This is a genomic window from Aeromonas sp. MR16 (genome assembly GCF_022549315.1).
Taxonomy (GTDB): domain Bacteria; phylum Pseudomonadota; class Gammaproteobacteria; order Enterobacterales; family Aeromonadaceae; genus Aeromonas; species Aeromonas aquatica.
Genome location: NZ_JAKZFK010000016.1, coordinates 19,124 through 38,049, shown reverse-complemented (window position 1 = coordinate 38,049; position 18,926 = coordinate 19,124). Strand labels below are relative to the sequence as shown.

The 18,926-nt window shown below is 57.8% G+C and carries 20 protein-coding genes and 1 pseudogene; 17 read left to right on the top strand and 4 right to left on the bottom strand.

Translation table 11 applies throughout. The features are described 5' to 3' along the window. Nucleotide 1: 1 nt before the first annotated feature. The 6 genes and pseudogenes from secD to MM194_RS13025 all read left to right on the top strand — a co-directional run bounded on the left by secD (nt 2) and on the right by MM194_RS13025 (nt 6,768). Nucleotides 2-1,855 (top strand): protein translocase subunit SecD, encoded by a 1,854-nt coding sequence (gene secD, locus MM194_RS13050; protein WP_033129087.1) that lies wholly within the window; start codon nt 2-4, stop codon nt 1,853-1,855. Between the two features lie 9 nt (nt 1,856-1,864). Then, entirely contained in the window at nt 1,865-2,812 is a 948-nt protein-coding gene (gene secF / locus MM194_RS13045) for a protein translocase subunit SecF (RefSeq protein ID WP_241343769.1), read from the top strand. 97 nt (nt 2,813-2,909) lie between these two features. Continuing rightward, a complete protein-coding gene (locus MM194_RS13040; RefSeq protein WP_241343768.1) occupies nt 2,910-3,278 on the top strand; it encodes a rhodanese-like domain-containing protein in 369 nt (122 codons plus the stop codon). A 90-nt stretch (nt 3,279-3,368) separates the two neighbouring features. Next, a complete protein-coding gene (gene nlpI / locus MM194_RS13035; protein ID WP_310597479.1) occupies nt 3,369-4,304 on the top strand; it encodes a lipoprotein NlpI in 936 nt (311 codons plus the stop codon). A gap of 444 nt (nt 4,305-4,748) precedes the next feature. Then, nucleotides 4,749-5,495: pseudogene (locus MM194_RS13030) on the top strand (IS3 family transposase); the annotation flags it as partial. A 184-nt stretch (nt 5,496-5,679) separates the two neighbouring features. Beyond that, entirely contained in the window at nt 5,680-6,768 is a 1,089-nt protein-coding gene (locus tag MM194_RS13025) for a Wzz/FepE/Etk N-terminal domain-containing protein (RefSeq protein WP_241343767.1), read from the top strand. Nucleotides 6,769-7,077: 309 nt separating this feature from the next. Here MM194_RS13025 and MM194_RS13020 read toward each other — a convergent pair whose 3' ends face one another. Next, on the bottom strand, nt 7,078-7,875 hold the full coding sequence (locus MM194_RS13020) for an NPP1 family protein (protein WP_152598987.1): 798 nt from the start codon (nt 7,873-7,875) through the stop codon (nt 7,078-7,080). Nucleotides 7,876-8,535: 660 nt separating this feature from the next. Here MM194_RS13020 and MM194_RS13015 point away from each other — a divergent pair. Together MM194_RS13015 and MM194_RS13010 are read left to right on the top strand one after the other, a co-directional pair. Continuing rightward, the gene (locus MM194_RS13015) at nt 8,536-8,685 is read left to right on the top strand and encodes a hypothetical protein (protein ID WP_241343766.1); all 150 of its coding nucleotides are present in this window, start codon (nt 8,536-8,538) and stop codon (nt 8,683-8,685) included. Between the two features lie 156 nt (nt 8,686-8,841). Then, a complete protein-coding gene (locus MM194_RS13010) occupies nt 8,842-9,132 on the top strand; it encodes a tyrosine-type recombinase/integrase (RefSeq protein WP_238566369.1) in 291 nt (96 codons plus the stop codon). Between the two features lie 334 nt (nt 9,133-9,466). On the opposite strand, the gene MM194_RS13005 is transcribed toward MM194_RS13010, so the two are convergent. Together MM194_RS13005 and MM194_RS13000 are read right to left on the bottom strand one after the other, a co-directional pair. Beyond that, nucleotides 9,467-10,339: a U32 family peptidase gene (locus MM194_RS13005; RefSeq protein WP_241343765.1), complete on the bottom strand. Its 873-nt coding sequence runs from the start codon at nt 10,337-10,339 to the stop codon at nt 9,467-9,469. 79 nt (nt 10,340-10,418) lie between these two features. Beyond that, a complete protein-coding gene (locus MM194_RS13000) occupies nt 10,419-11,414 on the bottom strand; it encodes a peptidase U32 family protein (protein ID WP_241343764.1) in 996 nt (331 codons plus the stop codon). 189 nt (nt 11,415-11,603) lie between these two features. Between MM194_RS13000 and MM194_RS12995 the strand changes: the two genes are divergently transcribed. Beyond that, nucleotides 11,604-12,119: an SCP2 sterol-binding domain-containing protein gene (locus MM194_RS12995; RefSeq protein ID WP_241343763.1), complete on the top strand. Its 516-nt coding sequence runs from the start codon at nt 11,604-11,606 to the stop codon at nt 12,117-12,119. Here MM194_RS12995 and MM194_RS12990 read toward each other — a convergent pair. After that, complete coding sequence (locus MM194_RS12990; RefSeq protein WP_033129175.1) at nt 12,084-12,500, bottom strand: hypothetical protein; 417 nt, start codon at nt 12,498-12,500, stop codon at nt 12,084-12,086. The genes MM194_RS12995 and MM194_RS12990 overlap by 36 nt on opposite strands. Before the next feature lie 186 nt (nt 12,501-12,686). On the opposite strand from MM194_RS12990, the gene trmJ reads away from it, so the two are divergent. From trmJ to fdx, 8 genes are all read left to right on the top strand, one after another. Further along, nucleotides 12,687-13,412, top strand: coding sequence for a tRNA (cytosine(32)/uridine(32)-2'-O)-methyltransferase TrmJ (gene trmJ / locus MM194_RS12985; protein ID WP_033129103.1), 726 nt, complete (start codon nt 12,687-12,689; stop codon nt 13,410-13,412). 92 nt (nt 13,413-13,504) lie between these two features. Further along, nucleotides 13,505-14,008, top strand: coding sequence for a Fe-S cluster assembly transcriptional regulator IscR (gene iscR, locus MM194_RS12980; RefSeq protein ID WP_033129104.1), 504 nt, complete (start codon nt 13,505-13,507; stop codon nt 14,006-14,008). A 55-nt stretch (nt 14,009-14,063) separates the two neighbouring features. Then, entirely contained in the window at nt 14,064-15,278 is a 1,215-nt protein-coding gene (locus MM194_RS12975) for an IscS subfamily cysteine desulfurase (protein WP_033129105.1), read from the top strand. Nucleotides 15,279-15,331: 53 nt separating this feature from the next. Beyond that, a complete protein-coding gene (gene iscU, locus MM194_RS12970; protein ID WP_005299770.1) occupies nt 15,332-15,715 on the top strand; it encodes a Fe-S cluster assembly scaffold IscU in 384 nt (127 codons plus the stop codon). A 15-nt stretch (nt 15,716-15,730) separates the two neighbouring features. Continuing rightward, entirely contained in the window at nt 15,731-16,054 is a 324-nt protein-coding gene (iscA, locus tag MM194_RS12965; RefSeq protein ID WP_005324290.1) for an iron-sulfur cluster assembly protein IscA, read from the top strand. A gap of 87 nt (nt 16,055-16,141) precedes the next feature. Next, nucleotides 16,142-16,660, top strand: a complete 519-nt coding sequence (gene hscB, locus MM194_RS12960; RefSeq protein ID WP_241343762.1) for a co-chaperone HscB — start codon at nt 16,142-16,144, stop codon at nt 16,658-16,660. A 28-nt stretch (nt 16,661-16,688) separates the two neighbouring features. Beyond that, nucleotides 16,689-18,536 (top strand): Fe-S protein assembly chaperone HscA, encoded by a 1,848-nt coding sequence (hscA, locus tag MM194_RS12955; RefSeq protein ID WP_241343761.1) that lies wholly within the window; start codon nt 16,689-16,691, stop codon nt 18,534-18,536. A 1-nt stretch (nt 18,537) separates the two neighbouring features. Next, nucleotides 18,538-18,876 (top strand): ISC system 2Fe-2S type ferredoxin, encoded by a 339-nt coding sequence (gene fdx / locus MM194_RS12950; protein WP_241343760.1) that lies wholly within the window; start codon nt 18,538-18,540, stop codon nt 18,874-18,876. Nucleotides 18,877-18,926: the final 50 nt, after the last annotated feature.

The following is an 18,926-nucleotide window of genomic DNA, read 5'->3' as shown; positions in this document are numbered from 1 at the left end:
CGTGTTAAATCGCTATCCGCTGTGGAAATACCTGATGGTGGTCTTCGTGATCGCCATCGGTTTTCTATATGCAGCCCCCAATCTTTACGGCGAAGACCCGGCCCTGCAGGTATCTGCCAGCCGCGGCGCCGAAGTCAAACTAGAGACGCTGGATCTGGTGAAGGAGACGCTCGAGGCGGCTCAGATCCCGGTCAAGCATGCGGCGTTCGAACACGGCTTCATCCTGGTCCGTTTTAACAACACCGAAGATCAGCTCAAGGCGCGCGATGTCGTCGCCGGCAAGCTGGGCGACAACTTTATCACGGCCCTGAACCTGGCTCCGTCCACGCCTGCCTGGCTCGAAGCCATAGGTGCGGCGCCGCTCAAGCTGGGTCTGGACCTGCGCGGTGGCGTGCACTTCCTGATGGAAGTGGACATGGCCGAGGCGCTGACCAAGCAGCAAGAGCAGATGGTGCAGGATTTCCGCACCGAGCTGCGTACCCAGAAGATCCGTTACTCCGGCGTGCGCCGGGTGGGCGATCAGGTGCAGGTGGTGTTCCGCGAGGAAGAAGATCAGGTCAAGGCCGCCTCTTTCCTGCGCCGCCAGAATCCGGATCTCACCTTCACCACCGAGCAGAAGGGTGACGACTTCATCCTGCTGGCCGGCTTGAGTGACGCCAAGATCAAGGAAGTGAAGAAGTACGCCCTCGAGCAGAACATCACCATCATCCGTAACCGGGTGAATGAGCTGGGTGTGGCCGAGCCGCTGGTGCAGCAACAGGGTGCCGAGCGCATCGTGGTTGAGCTGCCCGGTATTCAGGACACCGCCCGTGCCAAGGAGATCCTGGGCGCAACCGCGACCCTGGAATTCCACATGGTCGATGAGAGCGCCGACATCCAGGCTGCCGCCGATGGTCGTGTACCGCCGAGCTCCAAGGTCTACAACGATCGCAACGGCCGTCCCGTGGTGCTGCAAAAGCGCATCATCCTGACCGGTGACCACATAGTGGGTGCCCAGTCCGGTTTCGACGAATACAGCCGTCCCCAGGTCAACATCAAGCTCGATGGCCAGGGTGGCAACAAGATGGCCAACTTTACCAAGGACAACGTTGGTAAGGGCATGGCGACCGTGTTCATCGAGTACAAGCCGGTGGGTCAGCCTGGTCCGGATGGCAAGCGCAAGTTCCGCAAGCAGGAAGAGGTGATCAACGTCGCGACCATACAGTCACGACTGGGTAGCCAGTTCCGCATCACCGGGATCGACAACGCCAACGAAGCCCACAACCTGGCGCTGCTGCTGCGTGCCGGTGCCCTGATCGCGCCCATCCAGATCGTGGAAGAGCGTACTATAGGCCCGAGCCTGGGTCAGCAGAACATCGACAGCGGGATGGAAGCCATCGGCTGGGCCATGCTGGTGATCGTGCTGTTCATGGGGATCTACTACCGTGCCTTCGGTTGGGTCGCCAACCTGGCGCTGACCATGAACCTGGTGCTGATCGTCGGTATCATGTCGATGATCCCGGGGGCCACCATGACCCTGCCGGGCATCGCCGGTATCGTCCTGACGCTGGGCATGGCGGTGGATGCGAACGTGCTGATCTACGAGCGTATTCGTGAAGAGATCCGCAACGGGCGCGGGGTGCAGCAAGCCATTCACATGGGCTTCGACCGTGCCTTCTCGACCATCGCCGACTCCAACGTTACCTCGCTCATCACCTGTGTGATCCTGTTCGGTATCGGCACCGGCGCCATCAAGGGCTTCGCCCTGACGCTGGGCATAGGTCTGACCGCCTCCATGTTTACGGCCATCACGGTATCCCGCGCCATTATCAATCTGGCCTGGGGTGGACGGCGCATCGACAAGCTGCCGATCTAAGGAAGAGACATGTTTCAGATTCTACATTTTGAAAAGCCGATCCCCTTCATGCGCTTCGCCAAGTCGGGAATGGTGTTCTCTGCCTTGCTGACGATGTTCGCCCTGTTCTGCCTGTTCGATCGCGGTCTGAACTGGGGGCTGGACTTCACCGGCGGCACCACCATAGAGGTGGGGTTCCAGCAGTCGGTGAGCCTGGACAAGATGCACGAGGCGCTGGATGAGCAGAAGATTGAAGGGGCGACCCTGCAATTCTTCGGCTCCAGCCGCGACGTGCTGGTGCGCATGACCCCGAAAGAGGGGGTCAAGGTGGAACAGCAGGGCAACGAGGTACTGGCGGCCGCCAAGCTGATCGATGAAGGTGCCGTGCTCAAACGCGTCGAGTTCGTCGGTCCTTCGGTGGGGGACGAGCTGGCGACAGACGGTGCCCTGGCCATGCTGGCCTCCATCCTCTGTATCCTGGCCTACGTGGCGGTGCGGTTCGAATGGCGTCTGGCCATGGGGGGCATCCTCTCCCTGGCGCACGACGTCATCATCACCCTCGGCATCTTCGCCTACTTCCAGTACGAGTTCGACTTGACCGTGCTGGCGGCGCTGATGACGCTGGTGGGCTACTCCCTGAACGACACCATAGTGGTGTTCGACCGCCTGCGGGAGAACTTCCGCAAGGTGCGCAAGGGGGATACCAGCGAAATCATGGATCTCTCCATGACCGAGACCCTGAGCCGGACCATCATCACCTCGGGGTTGACCTTCGTGGTGGTGGTGGCGCTGCTGCTCAAGGGCGGTCCGCTGATCCACGGTTTTGCCATCGCCATGGTGATCGGGGTGGCCTTCGGGACCTACTCCTCCATCTATGTGGCGAGCGCCTCTGCCATGTTCTTCGGGGTCAAGCGGGAGCACATGCTGCCGACCCAGGTGGAAAAAGAGGGCGCGGATCAGCAAGAGATCCTGCCGTAATCGACAAGGGCGCCACAAGGCGCCCTTTCTCTTATGGTCCAGCTGAGTCATTATGCTCATCATGGTGGGCAACATGCGCGAGAACAAGGAGCAAGTCATGCAACACAATCCCCGTTTTCTGGCCCTGGTAGAGGCCGTTCGCCCCCAGGTGCAGGAGACAGACGTACACCAGATAAAGCACTGGCAGGATGAGGGCCGCGCCTTTCATCTCATCGACGTGCGCGAAGAAAGCGAGTGGGCCAGGGGCCATCTGCCCGGGGCCGAATACCTGGGCCGTGGCGTGATAGAGCGGGACATCGAGACCCGTTACTCGGACCCAGCCACCGAGCTCTACCTCTATTGTGGTGGGGGCTTTCGCTCCATCCTGGTGGCGGCCAACCTGCAGAAGATGGGTTATAGCCGGGTTGTCAGCGTCGATGGAGGCTTTCGGGGTTGGCGTGACGCCGGATACCCTGTCGAATCCTGATTTATTTGAGGGATAGGGGTTGCGCCACATGACAAACTCTCGGTTGACCTTTACCATATGCCGGGTCAAGCGTAAGCGTCGGAGTGTTCATTGAACGTCAGGATAGGGATTGGGTACCTCACGGGTATCCTGTTGTTGCTCCCCATGTGGGGATGCAGCAGTAGCAGTCAGGTTGAAGCGCCTCAAGTTCCCAAGCCACAACCCGCTTCACTGGTATTGGCGACCCCTCTGCAGGTCTCTTACCAGAGCGAGTTGGCGCTGGCGCGACTCGGGCAGATGCTCAGTGAAATGGAATTGACGACGGAACAACGGGCCGAGCTGTTTTATGAGCGTGCCGTGGTATTTGACCGGGTCGGGTTGCGTTCCCTTGCCAGATTGGATTTCAACCGCGCCCTGCGGGAGAAACCCGATTTTGCCGAGGCCTACAACTTCATCGGCGTCTATCTGGTTCAGCAACAGAACTATGACGAAGCCTATGAGGCATTCGACTCCGCCCTCGAACTCGCCCCGGATTACGACTACGCCTACCTCAACCGTGGCATAGCGCTCTATTACGGCAACCGTCCAGAACTGGCGGTGGCCGACATGAAGCGCTTCTACGAGGCGCAGCCGGAAGATCCCTACCGGGTGCTCTGGCTCTATCTGGCCGAGCAGAAGCTCAATGCCCCTGCCGCCATGAGCCGGATGCGCGAGCGGTTAAACAAGTACGACGACGACGCCTGGAACTGGGATCTGGTTCGCCTCTACACCGGCGAGATCAACGCCACCCAGCTGATGGGCAACGTGGTGAAAGGGGTAAAGGATAACCGGGAGCTGGCCGAGCGCCTGTGTGAAACCTACTTCTACCTCGGCAAGTTTGAGCTGGCCAAGGGCAACCGCAAGGAAGCCATCAGCTACTTCAAACTGGCGCTCGCCAACAACGTCTATGACTTCATCGAGCACCGCTATGCCCTGCTCGAGCTGGAGCTGATGGCGCGTAAACCCCTGCCACCGGGTGCACAGGGCAAGAGTAGCAAAGCCTCCTGACAGACTTGTGCTGCCGGATGTAAAAAAGGCCTCCTGATGAAGCCTGCGTATGTCATGTAAGATAATGAAATAAAAGAATTTATTTTAGTCAATGTCCATATGTTGACCACATCGAGAAAAAACCAAAGCCCCGCGTCGTCGGGGCTTTGTCTTAATTGCAGTTGAGCCTGTAGTGTGATCGGACCCATTTTATAAAAAGCCAATCTTCTCTCAAATGTGCAGGCCAATACATATCGGCGGCAGCGGTATTTGTGGGACGGAAATCCAGTCTTATCCTAAGCGCCGCCTATTAACATAATCACATTATGTGCGGTCAGGGTTTATAGGGGTAAGAGTAAGGAGCCGGAGGCCCCTTGATGCTCATACAGGACTCTTGAGGCCTTGCAGCTCCGCTCCTATGCCTTTACGCTCTGTATCTCTACCAACATTTCGTCACAGCTCGTCATCTTGCGCAGCGAGGTGCGTCGGGCTCATGGACTCAGGCGTGACTCCTCAGAGGCCCGGACGATAGCTGACATAGTGACCCAGTACGGTATTACTGAGCCGTTATCGCGCAGGTAAACTGATGAAAACGCTGGTGTTCGTCAGTAGCCAGCTCCCCGTGCACAAGTACCAACGCGCGCAGCAGGAGCATGTCAGCATCCCCAACCGGTTAGCGCGCCAGTTTGCGGTGACCAGACCGGATCAGGTGTGGTGTGGCGATATGATCTACATCTGGAGCGGCCAGCGTTGGGGCTATCTGGCGGTGGTGATGGAGTTTGCCAGAAAACCGGCGGGTTGGGCTTTTAGTCTGTCGCCGGACAGCGAACTGACAGCCAAGGTCTGACCATGGCCTTCGAGGCGCGTGGGCGGCCGACGGGAGTCATGTTTCACTCGGATCAAGGTAGCCATTACAGCAGTCGTCGGTACCGCCAGCAGCTGTGGTGATATCGGATAGAGCAGAGCATGAGTCGGCGGGGAAATTGTTGGGACAATGCGCCGATGGAGCGGCTGTTTCGCCGTTTGAAAAGTGAATGGGTACCAGCGACGGGATACAGGAATATGGCGGATGCCCAACAGTCGATAACCGAGTAGTTGATGGAGTATTACAGCGATATCAGACCCCATCAATACAAGGGGGGGGGGTTAACCCCCAACGAATCTGAGCGCCTTTACAGGAATGCTGATAAAACCGTAGCCAGTTTTGCTTGACTACTACAGATGCAGGGCTGCTTGATGGCGTCATGTATGCGGCGCCCTTCCCTGGCAATGCCAAGTGATCCTGCCCCCTATCTATCAGCCGCCGACTCAGATACCAAACAGCGCCTCCAACTCTCTGCACAAGCAATGAAAACAGGATTACAGTCTTATCTGAATTCAAGGAGAGTACTTGCCAATGCTGAAAGAGGAATCGAATGTGCAGAACAATCAAATTCAGCCCCCTGGCTGGTACCCCGGTTCGTACAGTGATGAGATCGACCTGAGCGAATTGATCATCGTGTTATGGCGCAAGAAGTTATTGATCTTGTTGATCACAGGTTTGTTTACTGCTGCAGGTATTGCTTATGCGTTGTTGGCACCACAAGTCTGGTCGGCCAAGGCCGTGATCAAGGCTCCTCTGCAGCAAGATCTGCTGCCTATGACGCGGATTGCCAACCAGGCCATGTTGTTGGGGCTCACCGGATTTCCTAGCAGCAAGGTGATTCATGATGATTTCATCCGTGAATTCAACTCCTATGATAATCAACGGGAGTATTTGCAAGAGAGCGAGCTCTTCAAGCGCCATATTGCAACAGCTAAGCCAGATGAACAGGGGAAAAGACGCTGGCTCCGTGACTGGTCCAAGTTTATCTCTGCCGAACCGGTCGATGAAAAAGGAAATAAGCCGGGTGTGAGGCTGACGACCAGTGCCGATACCTCCGAGCATGCCTTGAAGATGTTGGAGGACTACATCGACTTCATTATCGTCAAACAAAACCAGAGCCTGGTAAATGAGCTGACTGATCAGAAATCACTCAGGCTGGATACGCTGACAATGAGTTTGAAACTCACAAGTGAAGATGCTAGGCAAGCGCTGAAGCGTGACATCATTAATACCGAGTTGGCGGTTAAGGTGGCAAAAGCGGCTGGCGTGACTCAGCCCCTAGAGAACTACAACAGCAGTGAGCGCTTCCCCATTAACCTGGGTACCCAAGGGTTGGAAGAAAAGCTGAAGCTATTGAAAATAATCGACTTAAACATCTACCAGCCCAAACTAGCCGAGTTGCAAATACAGATCGAACGTTTGAAACAGGTCCGTGTTGAAGCGATTCGTTTCAAACCTTTTTCCTATCTTGATGCTCCTGAAGTGCAGCTGAGTCGCGATAAACCCAAGCGTCCCCTGATCGTGGTGCTTGCCACCCTGCTAGGTGGCATGTTGAGTGCCAGCATTGTGCTGATTCGTCGCGCTTTCATAAGTAAAAAACAGCATCATGATGACCAATAACGGACTGTCACCGGTAGAGTTTGAAAAGCAGCTCAATATTCAGCAGCAGAGTGTCTAGAAAACTCGGGGCGATTCAGAGTATAGCCGCCTTGTTATTTCGTCATAGCTTAAGCTTTTCTTCTCGAATGGCCTGCCAAGTGATATTGAATCTGGTTACCATAGATGAAAAATGGTATAGCAAGACTGATAGCGTAATAGCGTAATAGCGTAATAGCGCAATTGATATGCTCGAATGATGAAGTAATTTAATTTTTTCACAGTAACAGCCCCAGGAAAGTTCATCACCTGAGGCTGTTTTTTAGCAACTAATTATGGATTGGGATTTGACGCTTCGACACTACTTTGAGTGAATGTCGGATAGCCAGACGGTTTCCATGAATTTATGGAACTTAAGAAAGAACTATCTTTCACCTTAATCGACGCATCTCCATAGTCAAAGCTGTTAAGTCTGTTCCGCATATCTTGATTACTTATTCCATCCCCTCTTAGTTCATACCAAGTAGTGACAGCTGGTGTGACCCAGTACTGATAATGATTTTCAGGTGGTTCAGTGCTTGATGCGAATCTAAACGCATGTGTTGATGAACCACTTTTATGGTACACGATCTTTGCATGGTTTCCTTCTTTAGCAATTTCACCAAATGGTTTAACATCCATTTTCCCATGAGCACTAGCGCCTACATGAGTAATAGCGCCGTTCAATGTCCATACTGTTACCGTTTCCCAGTCATGTCTATGGCCCAATCCTACAGGGCCATTCTGAGCCTGATCTTTTTCGAAATACATGTCATAGACCTGAGCGCAATAAGTGCCACCGGAGCCTGGGATGCATGCGTATCTATGTAATGTGTTTGATATTTCTAGGAAGCCGGCGTCACGGCAACTACCGTTCAGGGCTCCCGATGTCTTCAGCCCTGGGTTTTTCACTCCGCTTCGACTGATGCCTGCGGCCGGATAACAGCCATCGGTATCGAAGTCAAAAACAGGTTCGAAACCACGAATATTAATATTGCTGGGATACGCCTCATCAAGCTTGGGGAATTCTTCTGCTATGGAGGATGTGGACGCAAGCACCAGCGTCATAAAAATATATTTTTTGTTTTTCATGATTTATCCCTGTTTTTTAAAAATAAGATCCATGGGATTTTTTATATTTATAAATCCTATGTCTATTGCTTTCAGTTCACCTCCTTATGGCTTGAGCAATTTATTAAACATAAGGGAAGTGGTTGATTAAATAAAGGGGTCAGAATCACGAAAACAGGACTCATTAGGGTTATTTAAAGTGTGTTCAGCTCCAGTGCAGGTTTCTGGGCTTTATGAACTAAATGAAACTTAAACTATTTATTTTTATTGTTGTAAAAATCGAACAATATTTTTTGATGTAATGAACTGTTGTACTAATGCGTGATGGATTCTGAATTACGCCTTAGAAAATTTGATATGAGACTATTTGGTAATCTCAATCCCCCGGCCCGCTCATAAATTGCCTCTCGGTTCTGTAACCATGATGCATTGTTTCATCGTCCATAAGCTGCAAGGGCTGGCCGCACACTGGCAGAACTCATCGAGATCTGGTGGGCTCACAAAGGGCAGTATCAAAAATGGGGTGTGCATTTCCATCGCACCTTGAAGCGGGCCTATCGTTATTGGGGGGGCAGGGTTAGCCAGCTCGATAACCATGCGCTGACCCTGTTATGTTCGTGCATGTTGACCGCAGGCATCCTCCCCAATTGCGTCAACCGCTTGGTGGTGGAGTGAGGGGGCATGTTTAACGTCCTCATAGAGGGTGGCTTTTTCAGGGATGAGAACCCGATTCGGGAGCTGAAGGCATTGAAGGTTGCCCCCAGAGAGATGAGCTATCTCTCTCCACTTGAGGTCGAGCAATTCTGGGCTGGCTGGGTTGGCAGGGGATGATCGAGGTATCGCTGTGTTGTGCCTGAGCACGGTGGCACGGTGAAGTGAGGCCGCCAATCTAATGGCCGAGCATGTGGTGAACCGTCGGGTTACCTTCGTGACCACCAAGAACGGCAAGAAACGCACGGTGCCGATCAGTTAGGAGGTCGAGCACGAGTGGGTGGCGAACCGGCGCGGGCTGTTGTTCCTGTCGCAAACTATCCGCAAGTGCGGGAGATGCTCAAAGCGGTGAAGCCAGATTTGCCAAAGGGGCAAGCGGTGCATGTGCTGCGACACACTTTCGCCACCCACTTTATGGCCAATGGCGGCAATATCCTGGTGCTACAGCGAATCCTGGGCCATGCAACCATCCAGCAGACAATGCCCTATGCCCACTTTGCTCCAGATTTTTTACAGGATGCTGTGTGCTTCAACCCACTCAAAGGTGCAGCGGGGCAGTGTGAATAATTCGCCTGTCAGGTAGAGGGCTGCTGCCTTGGATTGTCCACATCGTTGACCATACCAATGCAGGAAAGGGGGTGACTGACAGCTCACCAGAGTAGGCCACTCTCCAGCCGCGAATGTTGAGGCAAGTCAAATGCAGTGAGGATTTGCGGTAATGACCTGATATTTAAGAGGAGAGTTGGAAAAGAGTCATTAAATGAAAAAGGGCCTCTTGATGAGGCCTTTTTGCTGTCTGTGATCCGGCAATGTTGGTTTTTTCCCCACTCGTCGCATGCCGGAGAATCGTGGGCATCGGCAGCCGTGGCAGCCGCTTTGCCGAGTCCCCTTCGCGGCTGGGTTATTCCACCAGGCTCATGCCGGGGATCTGCCGCCAGTAGCCGTTGCAGTCCCGCTCCTGCTGCAGGGGCAGGGGAGCCTGACCCTGCGCATTGGCTCTGAAGCGGGCGAGCATCTCCAGCGTCTCCATCCCTTCGGGGGAGAGGCGCACCACGTCCACCAGATCCGCCATGCTGGCCAGCTCGTTGCCGAGGTTGTAGCAGTAGCCTGATTGGGTCTGGATACCGTTGAGATTGAACACCTTCTGCCCCTCCCGGCTGCTGGCGAGGCGCCCTGTGGGGTAGTGGATGCAGGCGAGCTCGCAGCTGTCTTTGGGCTTGTTGAGGGAGCGGGCGGTGAAGCAGCGCGCCGAGTAGGCGAGCGGCAGGTGACCGTAGGCGAACACCTCCACCTCGAACTGGCGGCGGGCCGGGCCCAGATCCTGCTCGAGCTGTACCAGCCAGTCGCGGGAGAGCTCCACCGGCATCACCCAGCGTTGCATCCCCTGTTTGAGCAGCATGCGCAGCACGTCGGCGTTGTAGGCATTGATGGCCGGGCCGCACACGAACGGCAGACCGGCTTCCCAGGCGAGCTGGGCTGTGCCCAGATCGTTGGTTTCGATCAGCAGCTCGCCATTGTCCACCAGCCGTTTGACCTCTTTGAGCTCGGAGGGGGCCGAGATCAGCGCCAGGGTGGAGAGCACGGCCTGCTTGCCGGAGGCGGCCACCTGGCGAGCCAGGGCAATCCAGTCATCCACCTTGAGTTCACGGCGCTTGCTGCACACCGTCTCCCCCAGATAGATGATGTCGGCCTGGCTGTGCGTCGCGGCCTCATAGAAGGCCTGGGTGTCGGCCTTGGGCCAGTAGAAGAGAATGGGCCCGAGAGAAAATTGCATTAATTGTGCTCCTTGCCGTGATGCTGGCAGTGGAAGATGTTGCCGTCTTGTCTGAGAAAGCGGGACATGGGGCCTCTCCTTATTGCCACTGGCGGTGGTAGGCACCCAGGGTGGTCTGGCTCCCCTCGGAGACGCGGGCGAGCTGGGCATCCCATTCGGCCTTGACGCTATAAGCCTCCGGGTTGGCCTGGTAGCTGTCGATGGCGGCGCGCCAGACCCGGGTCACCTGCTCCACATAGGCGGGGCTGCGCTGGCGGCCCTCGATCTTGACCGACTGGATCCCGGTCTGGAACAGTTCGGGCAAGAGGCCCAGGGTGTTGAGGCTGGTGGGTTCCTCCAGGGCGTGATAGATCTGGCCATCCACCTCGAAGCGTCCCTTGCACAGGGTCGGGTAGCCGGCGTTCTCACCCGGGCCGTAGCGGTCGATCAGCACCTCGTTCAAGCGGGATTCGAGGCCGCCCGGGGTCTCCTCCCAGCGCACGAACTTGGCTGGCGAGCAGGCACCGACTGTGTTGGGGCTCTCCCCAGTCATGTAGGAGGAGAGGTAGCAGCGCCCCTCCGCCATGATGCAGAGGCTGCCGAAGGCAAAGACCTCGAGGCCGACGTCGGTCTCGCGAGCCAGTTGCCGGACCTGGTGCATGGAGAGCACCCGTGGAAGTACCACCCGGGCGACGTTGAAGTGCTGCTGGTAGAAGCGAATGGCGGCGGCATTGGTGGCACTGGCCTGCACCGATACGTGCAGCTCCATGTCCGGATACTGGCGGCTGGCGTAATCGAGCACGGCGAGATCGGCGATGATCAGCGCATCGGCGCCGAGCGCCACCCCTCTGTCCACCGCCTGCTTCCATCTGGCGTCGGAGCCCGGATGGGCAAAGGTGTTGATGGCGATGTGCAGCTTGCGGCCGTGCTGGTGCACGTAATCCACCGCCTTGGCCAGCTTGCTGTCGGTGAAGTTGAGGCCGGCAAAATGGCGGGCATTGGTGTCATCCTTGAAACCGATATAGACCGCATCGGCGCCGTTATCCACGGCCGTTTTCAGTGCCGGCAGGCTGCCTGCCGGGCAGAGTAATTCCATCGGGTACGCTCCGAGAGGGCAAAAATGCAAAAGTGGCCCGATTGTATGCACCGGCGCGCTCCCACTTTTTGACCTGAGGCAGCTTTGTGTGGCTTTACCCTTCTTGAGGTAAGTGGCCACAATTTTGATTTTCAACAGGATCCTGACAATTGCACTGTGTTTGAATGCGCAAAAAACTGGGAGTTTATCGTGTTTCAACAACTGCAACGTCGCCTGGTCGAACAGGCACCTCGTCTCTTGCGTCATCCCCTCAAGCTGGTGCCCTTCTCCCTTCAGCAAAATCTGATGGAGGGGCTGCTGGCCCAGGTGTTCAAGGAGGCCATCCAGGACGGCGACTTCGCGTTCCTGGCGGGCAAGTGGCTGAAAGTCGAGGTGACGGATCTCGAACTCTGCTGGTTTATCAGCGATCGGGAGGGGAAGCTGGTGGTGGCTCGTGACTGTGAACACGCAGACGTCTGCTTCAGTGGCAACAGCCAGGATCTTATCCTGATCGCCGCCCGCCGGGAGGATCCGGACTCACTCTTCTTCCAGCGGAAGCTGAAGATAGAGGGGGACACTGAGCTCGGACTGGAAGTGAAGAACCTGATGGACAGCCTGGATCTCGACGGCCTGCCCAGGCTGATGAAGTACCCGCTGATGGACTTGGCGACCCTGGTCGAGCGGGCCCGCTCAGCGCAGGATCCGGTGCCCGCGCCGACGGCCTGAACTGCGCCTCAGGTGCAGCGCCAGGCCTGGGGCATGATGGCGATGGCGCCGCCGGGCCCACAGACAGCGGCAACCCCACAGACCGGGTAGCAGGGCCAGCAGCGCCGTGTTACCCGGCAGGCGCAGCAACAGCAGCGCCAGTGCCAGCCACACAAACGGCAGCGCCTCGTAGTACCACTCGGGTTGGAACCAGCGTTTGGCCGGGAAGATGATCAGATCGGTGCGTCGGTAGTTGGATCGCATCATCCAGAGGATGGCGCCCACCCCGAACAACAAGGCCGCCGCGAGCCAGAGCAGCGGGGAGTGGACGAAGAGCACCAGCCCTGCCGACAACAGCAGGTAAAGGCCGGGCAACTGCTCGTAGAGCCAGGAGGGAAGCATGGGTGGCGACTCCGGATCGTGCATCTTGAACTCTTTTAAGGTTAGCCCGCCCCTTCTCTTGCCCTCATGCTGCTTGGTTATACGCCTGCCCATTTTTGTTCTGAAATGCGGGGTCAGAAGCGATGCCAAAATAGCGATTGGTTATGTTACAATTGCGCGCCATTTTTGACGGAAGATTGACAGGGCATGCTGGACCAGATTCGTATCGTGTTGGTAAATACCTCCCACCCCGGCAACATGGGGTCCGCGGCGCGGGCCATGAAGACCATGGGGCTGACCCAGCTGGTATTGGTCGATCCACAAGCGCTGCCCGATGACAACGCCATGGCCCTGGCGGCAGGGGCCAGCGATGTTCTGGCCAATGCCCGCATCGTCCCGACCCTGGATGACGCCATCGCCGACTGCACCCTGGTCATCGGCACCAGTGCCCGCTCCCGTACCCTGAGCTGGCCCATGCTGGATCCCCGCGAAGCCGCCGAGAAGCTGGTGACCGAGGGGGTGACGCATCCGGTCGCTCTGGTGTTTGGCCGTGAACGTACTGGTCTCACCAACGATGAGCTGCAAAAGTGCCACTACCACGTGGCCATTTCGGCCAACCCCGAGTACAGCTCCCTCAATCTGGCCATGGCGGTGCAGACCCTCTGTTACGAGGTGCGCATGCGCTGGTTGCAGGAGCAGGCGCCCGAGCCACAAGAAGAGCCGATGGACTATCCCAGTGCCGAGCAACTGGAAGGTTTTTATCAGCATCTTGAGCAGACGCTGCAGAAGACGGGGTTCATCACCGAAGAACATCCCGGTCACGTGATGAGCAAGCTGCGCCGCCTGTTCAACCGGGCTCGGCCGGAAGTGGTTGAACTGAACATTTTGCGCGGTATTCTCACCTCGGTGCAGAAACCCCGTCCGCAGGACTAATCCCGACTGAATTGCTCAACCATATACTTGACTGAAATAGTCGGGTATGTGACCATGTGCCCATATTGATTTGTTCGCAAACGGTAAGGCATATGAGACTGACCTCAAAAGGACGTTACGCAGTGACAGCCATGCTCGACGTGGCGTTGCATGCAGAGCAGGGGCCCGTGCCCCTGGCTGATATTTCAGAGCGCCAGGGCATCTCATTGTCCTATCTGGAGCAGTTGTTTGCCCGCCTGCGCAAGCATGGCCTGGTGAGCAGCGTGCGGGGCCCGGGTGGCGGTTACCGCCTCGGACTGGCCCCTGGCGAGATCTCGGTCGGTCAGGTGATCACCGCGGTCGATGAGTCGGTCGATGCGACCAAGTGTCTGGGCAAGGGTGGCTGCCACGGTGGTACCCAGTGTCTGACCCACTCCCTGTGGCGTGACCTCAGCGAGCGCATTTCCAGCTTCCTGGGGAACATTACCCTGGCCGAGCTGGTGGGTCAGGCCGATGTGCGCCGCATCGCCGGCAAGCAAGATGAACAAATGAAGACCGTGTTGTCCCTGGTTGAACGGGCGGAACGCGGTGATGTGAGCTTAAAAGTCCAACTATAAACAAACGTGCTTTCCACGACGACTCGCTGTGTGATTCGTCGTAACGGAGAAAAACATGAAACTGCCTATTTACCTTGATTATTCGGCAACCTGCCCGGTAGACCCGCGGGTCGCAGAAAAAATGATGCAGTGCCTCACCATGGACGGCCTGTTTGGCAACCCTGCCTCCCGCTCTCACCGTTTCGGCTGGCAGGCCGAAGAGGCGGTGGATCTGGCCCGTAATCAAGTGGCAGAGCTGATTGGCGCGGACCCTCGCGAAATCGTCTTCACCTCAGGTGCGACTGAATCCAACAACCTGGCCATCAAGGGCGTTGCCCATTTCTACGCTGGCAAGGGCAAGCACATCATCACCTCCAAGACCGAGCACAAGGCAGTTCTCGATACCTGCCGTCAGCTGGAGCGTGAAGGCTATGAGGTGACCTACCTCGAGCCGATGCCAAATGGCCTGTTCACCATCGAGCAGATCGAAGGCGCCCTGCGCGATGACACCATCCTGGTGAGCATCATGCACGTCAACAACGAGATCGGTGTGGTGCAAGACATCGCCGCCATCGGCGAGCTGTGCCGCTCCCGCAAGATCCTGCTGCACGTGGATGCTGTCCAGAGCGTGGGCAAGATCCCGGTCGACGTGGAAGCGCTCAAGGTTGACCTGCTCTCCATGTCCGCCCACAAGGTATACGGCCCGAAAGGGATCGGTGCCCTGTTCGTGCGCCGCAAGCCGCGGGTACGTCTGGAAGCCCAGATGCACGGCGGTGGTCATGAGCGCGGCATGCGCTCCGGCACCCTGCCGACTCACCAGATCGTCGGCATGGGCGAAGCCTTCCGCATCGCCAAGGAAGAGATGGCGAGCGAGAGCCAGCACATCATGGCCCTGCGCCAGCGTCTGTGGAACGGCATCAAGAACATCGAAGAAGTCTATATCAACGGCGATCTGGACCACCGTGTCCCGGGTAACCTGAACGTCAGCTTCGCCTATGTGGAAGGGGAATCCCTCATCATGGCACTGAAGGATCTGGCGGTCTCTTCCGGCTCGGCCTGTACCTCTGCCAGCCTGGAACCTTCCTATGTGCTGCGCGCCCTTGGCCTGAACGACGAGCTGGCACACAGCTCCATCCGTTTCAGCATCGGTCGCTTCACCACCGAGGAAGAAATCGACTACGCAATCAAGCTCATCTGCGACTCCATCGGCCGCCTGCGCGAGATGTCTCCCCTGTGGGAGATGTTCAAGGACGGCGTCGATCTGAACACGGTCGAATGGGCTCATCACTGATCACGGCCAAGAGGCAAGTGTTTGGTGAACAACGGAATTAGCAGGAGTTAGATATGGCTTACAGTGAAAAAGTAATAGACCACTACGAGAACCCCCGTAACGTCGGTGGTTTTGACAAGAACGATCCGAGCATCGCGACCGGCATGGTCGGCGCCCCGGCTTGTGGCGACGTGATGAAACTGCAACTGAAGATCAGCGACGACGGCATCATCGAAGATGCCAAGTTCAAGACCTACGGTTGCGGCTCCGCCATCGCCTCCAGCTCCCTGGTGACCGAATGGGTCAAGGGCAAGACCCTGGACGAAGCGGCCGGGATCAAGAACACCGACATCGCCGAAGAGCTGGCACTGCCACCGGTGAAGATCCACTGCTCCATTCTGGCGGAGGATGCCATCAAGGCCGCCATCGCCGATTACAAGCAGAAGAAAGGTCTCTAAGGTCCGGAGAGCAGTATGGCCATTACCATGACAGATGCCGCAGCGGCGCGGGTTTCCTCTTTTATAACCAACCGGGGCAAGGGCATCGGCCTGCGCCTCGGCGTCAAGACCACAGGTTGTTCGGGCCTTGCCTATGTGCTCGAGTTCGTGGATGAGCTGGCCGCTGAGGATCAGGTGTTCGAGCAAAACGGTGTCAAGATCATCGTCGACGCCAAGAGCCTGATCCATCTGGATGGCACCGAGCTGGACTTCGTCAAGGAGGGCCTCAACGAGGGTTTCCAGTTCAACAATCCCAACGCCAAGGGCGAGTGTGGTTGTGGCGAAAGCTTCAGTGTATGAGCGATTGAACCGGCAGCTTGCTGCCGGTTCAGCCGTTTCAAGGTGGATGGCGAGCCAGGTGCAAGCCTTCGAGTCTAAGGACCCATGATGAATCATTTCGAGCTGTTCGGGCTGGCAGAGGGCTTCGAGCTCGATACCCGCCAGCTGGCCGAGACCTACCGCCGGTTGCAAACCCAGTTCCATCCCGATCGTTTCGCCACCGCCCCCGAGCGGGAGCAGTTGGCTGCGGTGCAGCGTGCCGCCCAGATCAACGACGCCTTCACCACCCTCAAGGCACCCCTGCGCCGGGCCGAGTACCTGCTCTCCCTGCGCGGCACCGACATCCGTGGTGAACAACAGACCCTGCAAGATACCGGCTTCCTGATGCAGCAGCTGGAATGGCGCGAGCGTCTGGCTGACCTGAAAGGGAATGCGAGTCCTGAGGGGGCCATCGAAGATTTTCGCCGCGAAATCAGGCATGATCACCAGTCGCTGATGCAACGGCTCACCGCCAGTCTCACCGCGGGTGATGATCTTGCCGCCGCCGATTGCGTGCGCAAACTCAAGTTTGTCGACAAGCTCCTCGAGGAGCTGGAACGATTCGAAGACTCGCTGTTCGAGTCTTGATCCTCTAACGCTGGAAGTTTGATTATCCATGGCATTATTGCAAATCGCCGAGCCCGGCCAGAGCGCCGCCCCTCATCAGCATAAACGCGCCGTTGGCATCGATCTCGGTACTACCAACTCGCTGGTCGCCGCCGTGCGCAGCGGCCGGGCCGATACCCTGGGTGACGAGCAGGGGCGCTCCTTGCTGCCTTCTGTGGTCCACTATCAGGCCGACGCCATCCGGGTCGGTTTCGACGCCAAGCGTGAAGCCGCCCTCGATCCCCACAACACCATAGTCTCGGTCAAACGGATGATGGGCAAAGCGCTGGCCGACATCGACACCCGCCAGCAGCCCTATGAATTCGTTGCCAGCGACAGCGGCATGCCCCAGTTGCAGACCCGTCAGGGACTGGTCAACCCGGTGCAGGTCTCGGCCGAGATCCTGAAAGCCCTGGCTGCCCGCGGCGCCGCCTCCCTCGGTGGTGATCTCGACGGCGTGGTCATCACGGTGCCCGCCTATTTCGATGACGCCCAGCGTCAGGGCACCAAGGATGCGGCCCGTCTGGCCGGTCTGCATGTGCTGCGTCTGCTGAACGAGCCCACTGCCGCCGCCATCGCCTACGGCCTCGACTCCGGTCAGGAAGGGGTGATCGCCGTGTACGACCTCGGCGGCGGCACCTTCGACATCTCCATCCTGCGCCTGCATCGCGGTGTGTTCGAGGTGATGGCCACCGGCGGCGACTCGGCGCTGGGGGGCGATGACTTCGATCACCTGCTGGCGGACTGGATCAAGGCGCAAGCCGGCCTGAGCGGCCAGCTCGATGCCCGCACCCAGCGCGAGCTGCTGGACGTGGCGGCGGCGGTCAAGCATGGCCTGACCGATGAAGATAGCGTGGCTTGCGCCTTCGCCAACTGGCAGGGGGAGGTGACCCGTACCCAGTTCGATGCGCTCATCACACCCTTGGTCAAGCGCACCCTGCTGGCCTGTCGCCGCGCCCTGCGCGATGCAGGGCTGGAGCAGGTGGAGGTGCTGGAAGTGGTGATGGTCGGGGGCTCGACCCGGGTGCCGCTGGTGCGCGAGTTGGTGGGAGACTTCTTCCAGCGCACGCCGCTGACCAGCATAGATCCGGACAAGGTGGTGGCCATCGGTGCCGCCATCCAGGCCGACATCCTGGTGGGCAACAAGCCCGATGCCGAGATGCTGCTGCTGGACGTCATCCCGCTCTCCCTGGGGCTCGAGACCATGGGTGGCCTCGCCGAGAAGGTGATCCCGCGCAACACCACCATACCGGTGGCCCGTGCCCAGGAGTTCACTACCTTCAAGGATGGCCAGACCGCGATGGCGATCCACGTGGTGCAGGGGGAACGTGAGCTGGTGGCGGATTGCCGCTCCCTGGCCCGCTTCACCCTGACCGGCATTCCGCCCATGGCGGCGGGCGCCGCCCACATCCGGGTCACCTTCCAGGTGGATGCGGATGGTCTGCTCTCGGTCAGCGCCATGGAGAAATCCTCCGGTGTGCAGGCAGAAATCCAGATAAAACCCTCTTATGGGCTGGCGGAAGAGGATATTCTCAGCATGCTGAGTGCCTCCATCGCCAATGCCCAGCAAGACATGGATGCCCGCATGCTGGCGGAGCAGCAGGTTGAGGCCGATCGCGTGGTCGAGAGTCTCAATGCCGCCCTGGCCGCCGATGGCGAGGCATTGCTCAGTGCCGCCGAGCGCGCCGAGATCGATGCCGCCATCGCTCATCTGCTGGCCATGCGCGGCTCGGGCACGACCAATCAAATCAAAGATGCCATCGAGGCGGCGGATGCCGTCAGTGGCGAGTTTGCGGCCCGTCGCATGGATGCTTCCATTCGCAAGGTGCTGACCGGCCAAAACGTCAACAAGGTGTAATATGCCAAAACTGATCATTCTGCCTCACCCCGAACTCTGTCCGGACGGCGCCGCCCTCGAGGGGCAAAGCGGTGAGACCATTCTGGACATCGCGCTGCGCAACGGCATCGAGGTCGAGCATGCCTGCGAGAAGTCCTGCGCCTGCACCACCTGCCACTGCATAGTGCGCGAAGGCTTCGACTCCCTCGAGCCGAGCGACGAGCTGGAAGATGACATGCTGGACAAGGCATGGGGACTTGAGCCTGAATCCCGCTTGAGCTGCCAGGCCCGTCTGGCGGACGAGGATCTGGTGGTGGAGCTGCCCAAGTACACCATCAACCTCGCCTCCGAACGGCATTGATGGCGCGTTAATTACACATGAGTGAATTGCACGTGCAGCATCCGGCGGTG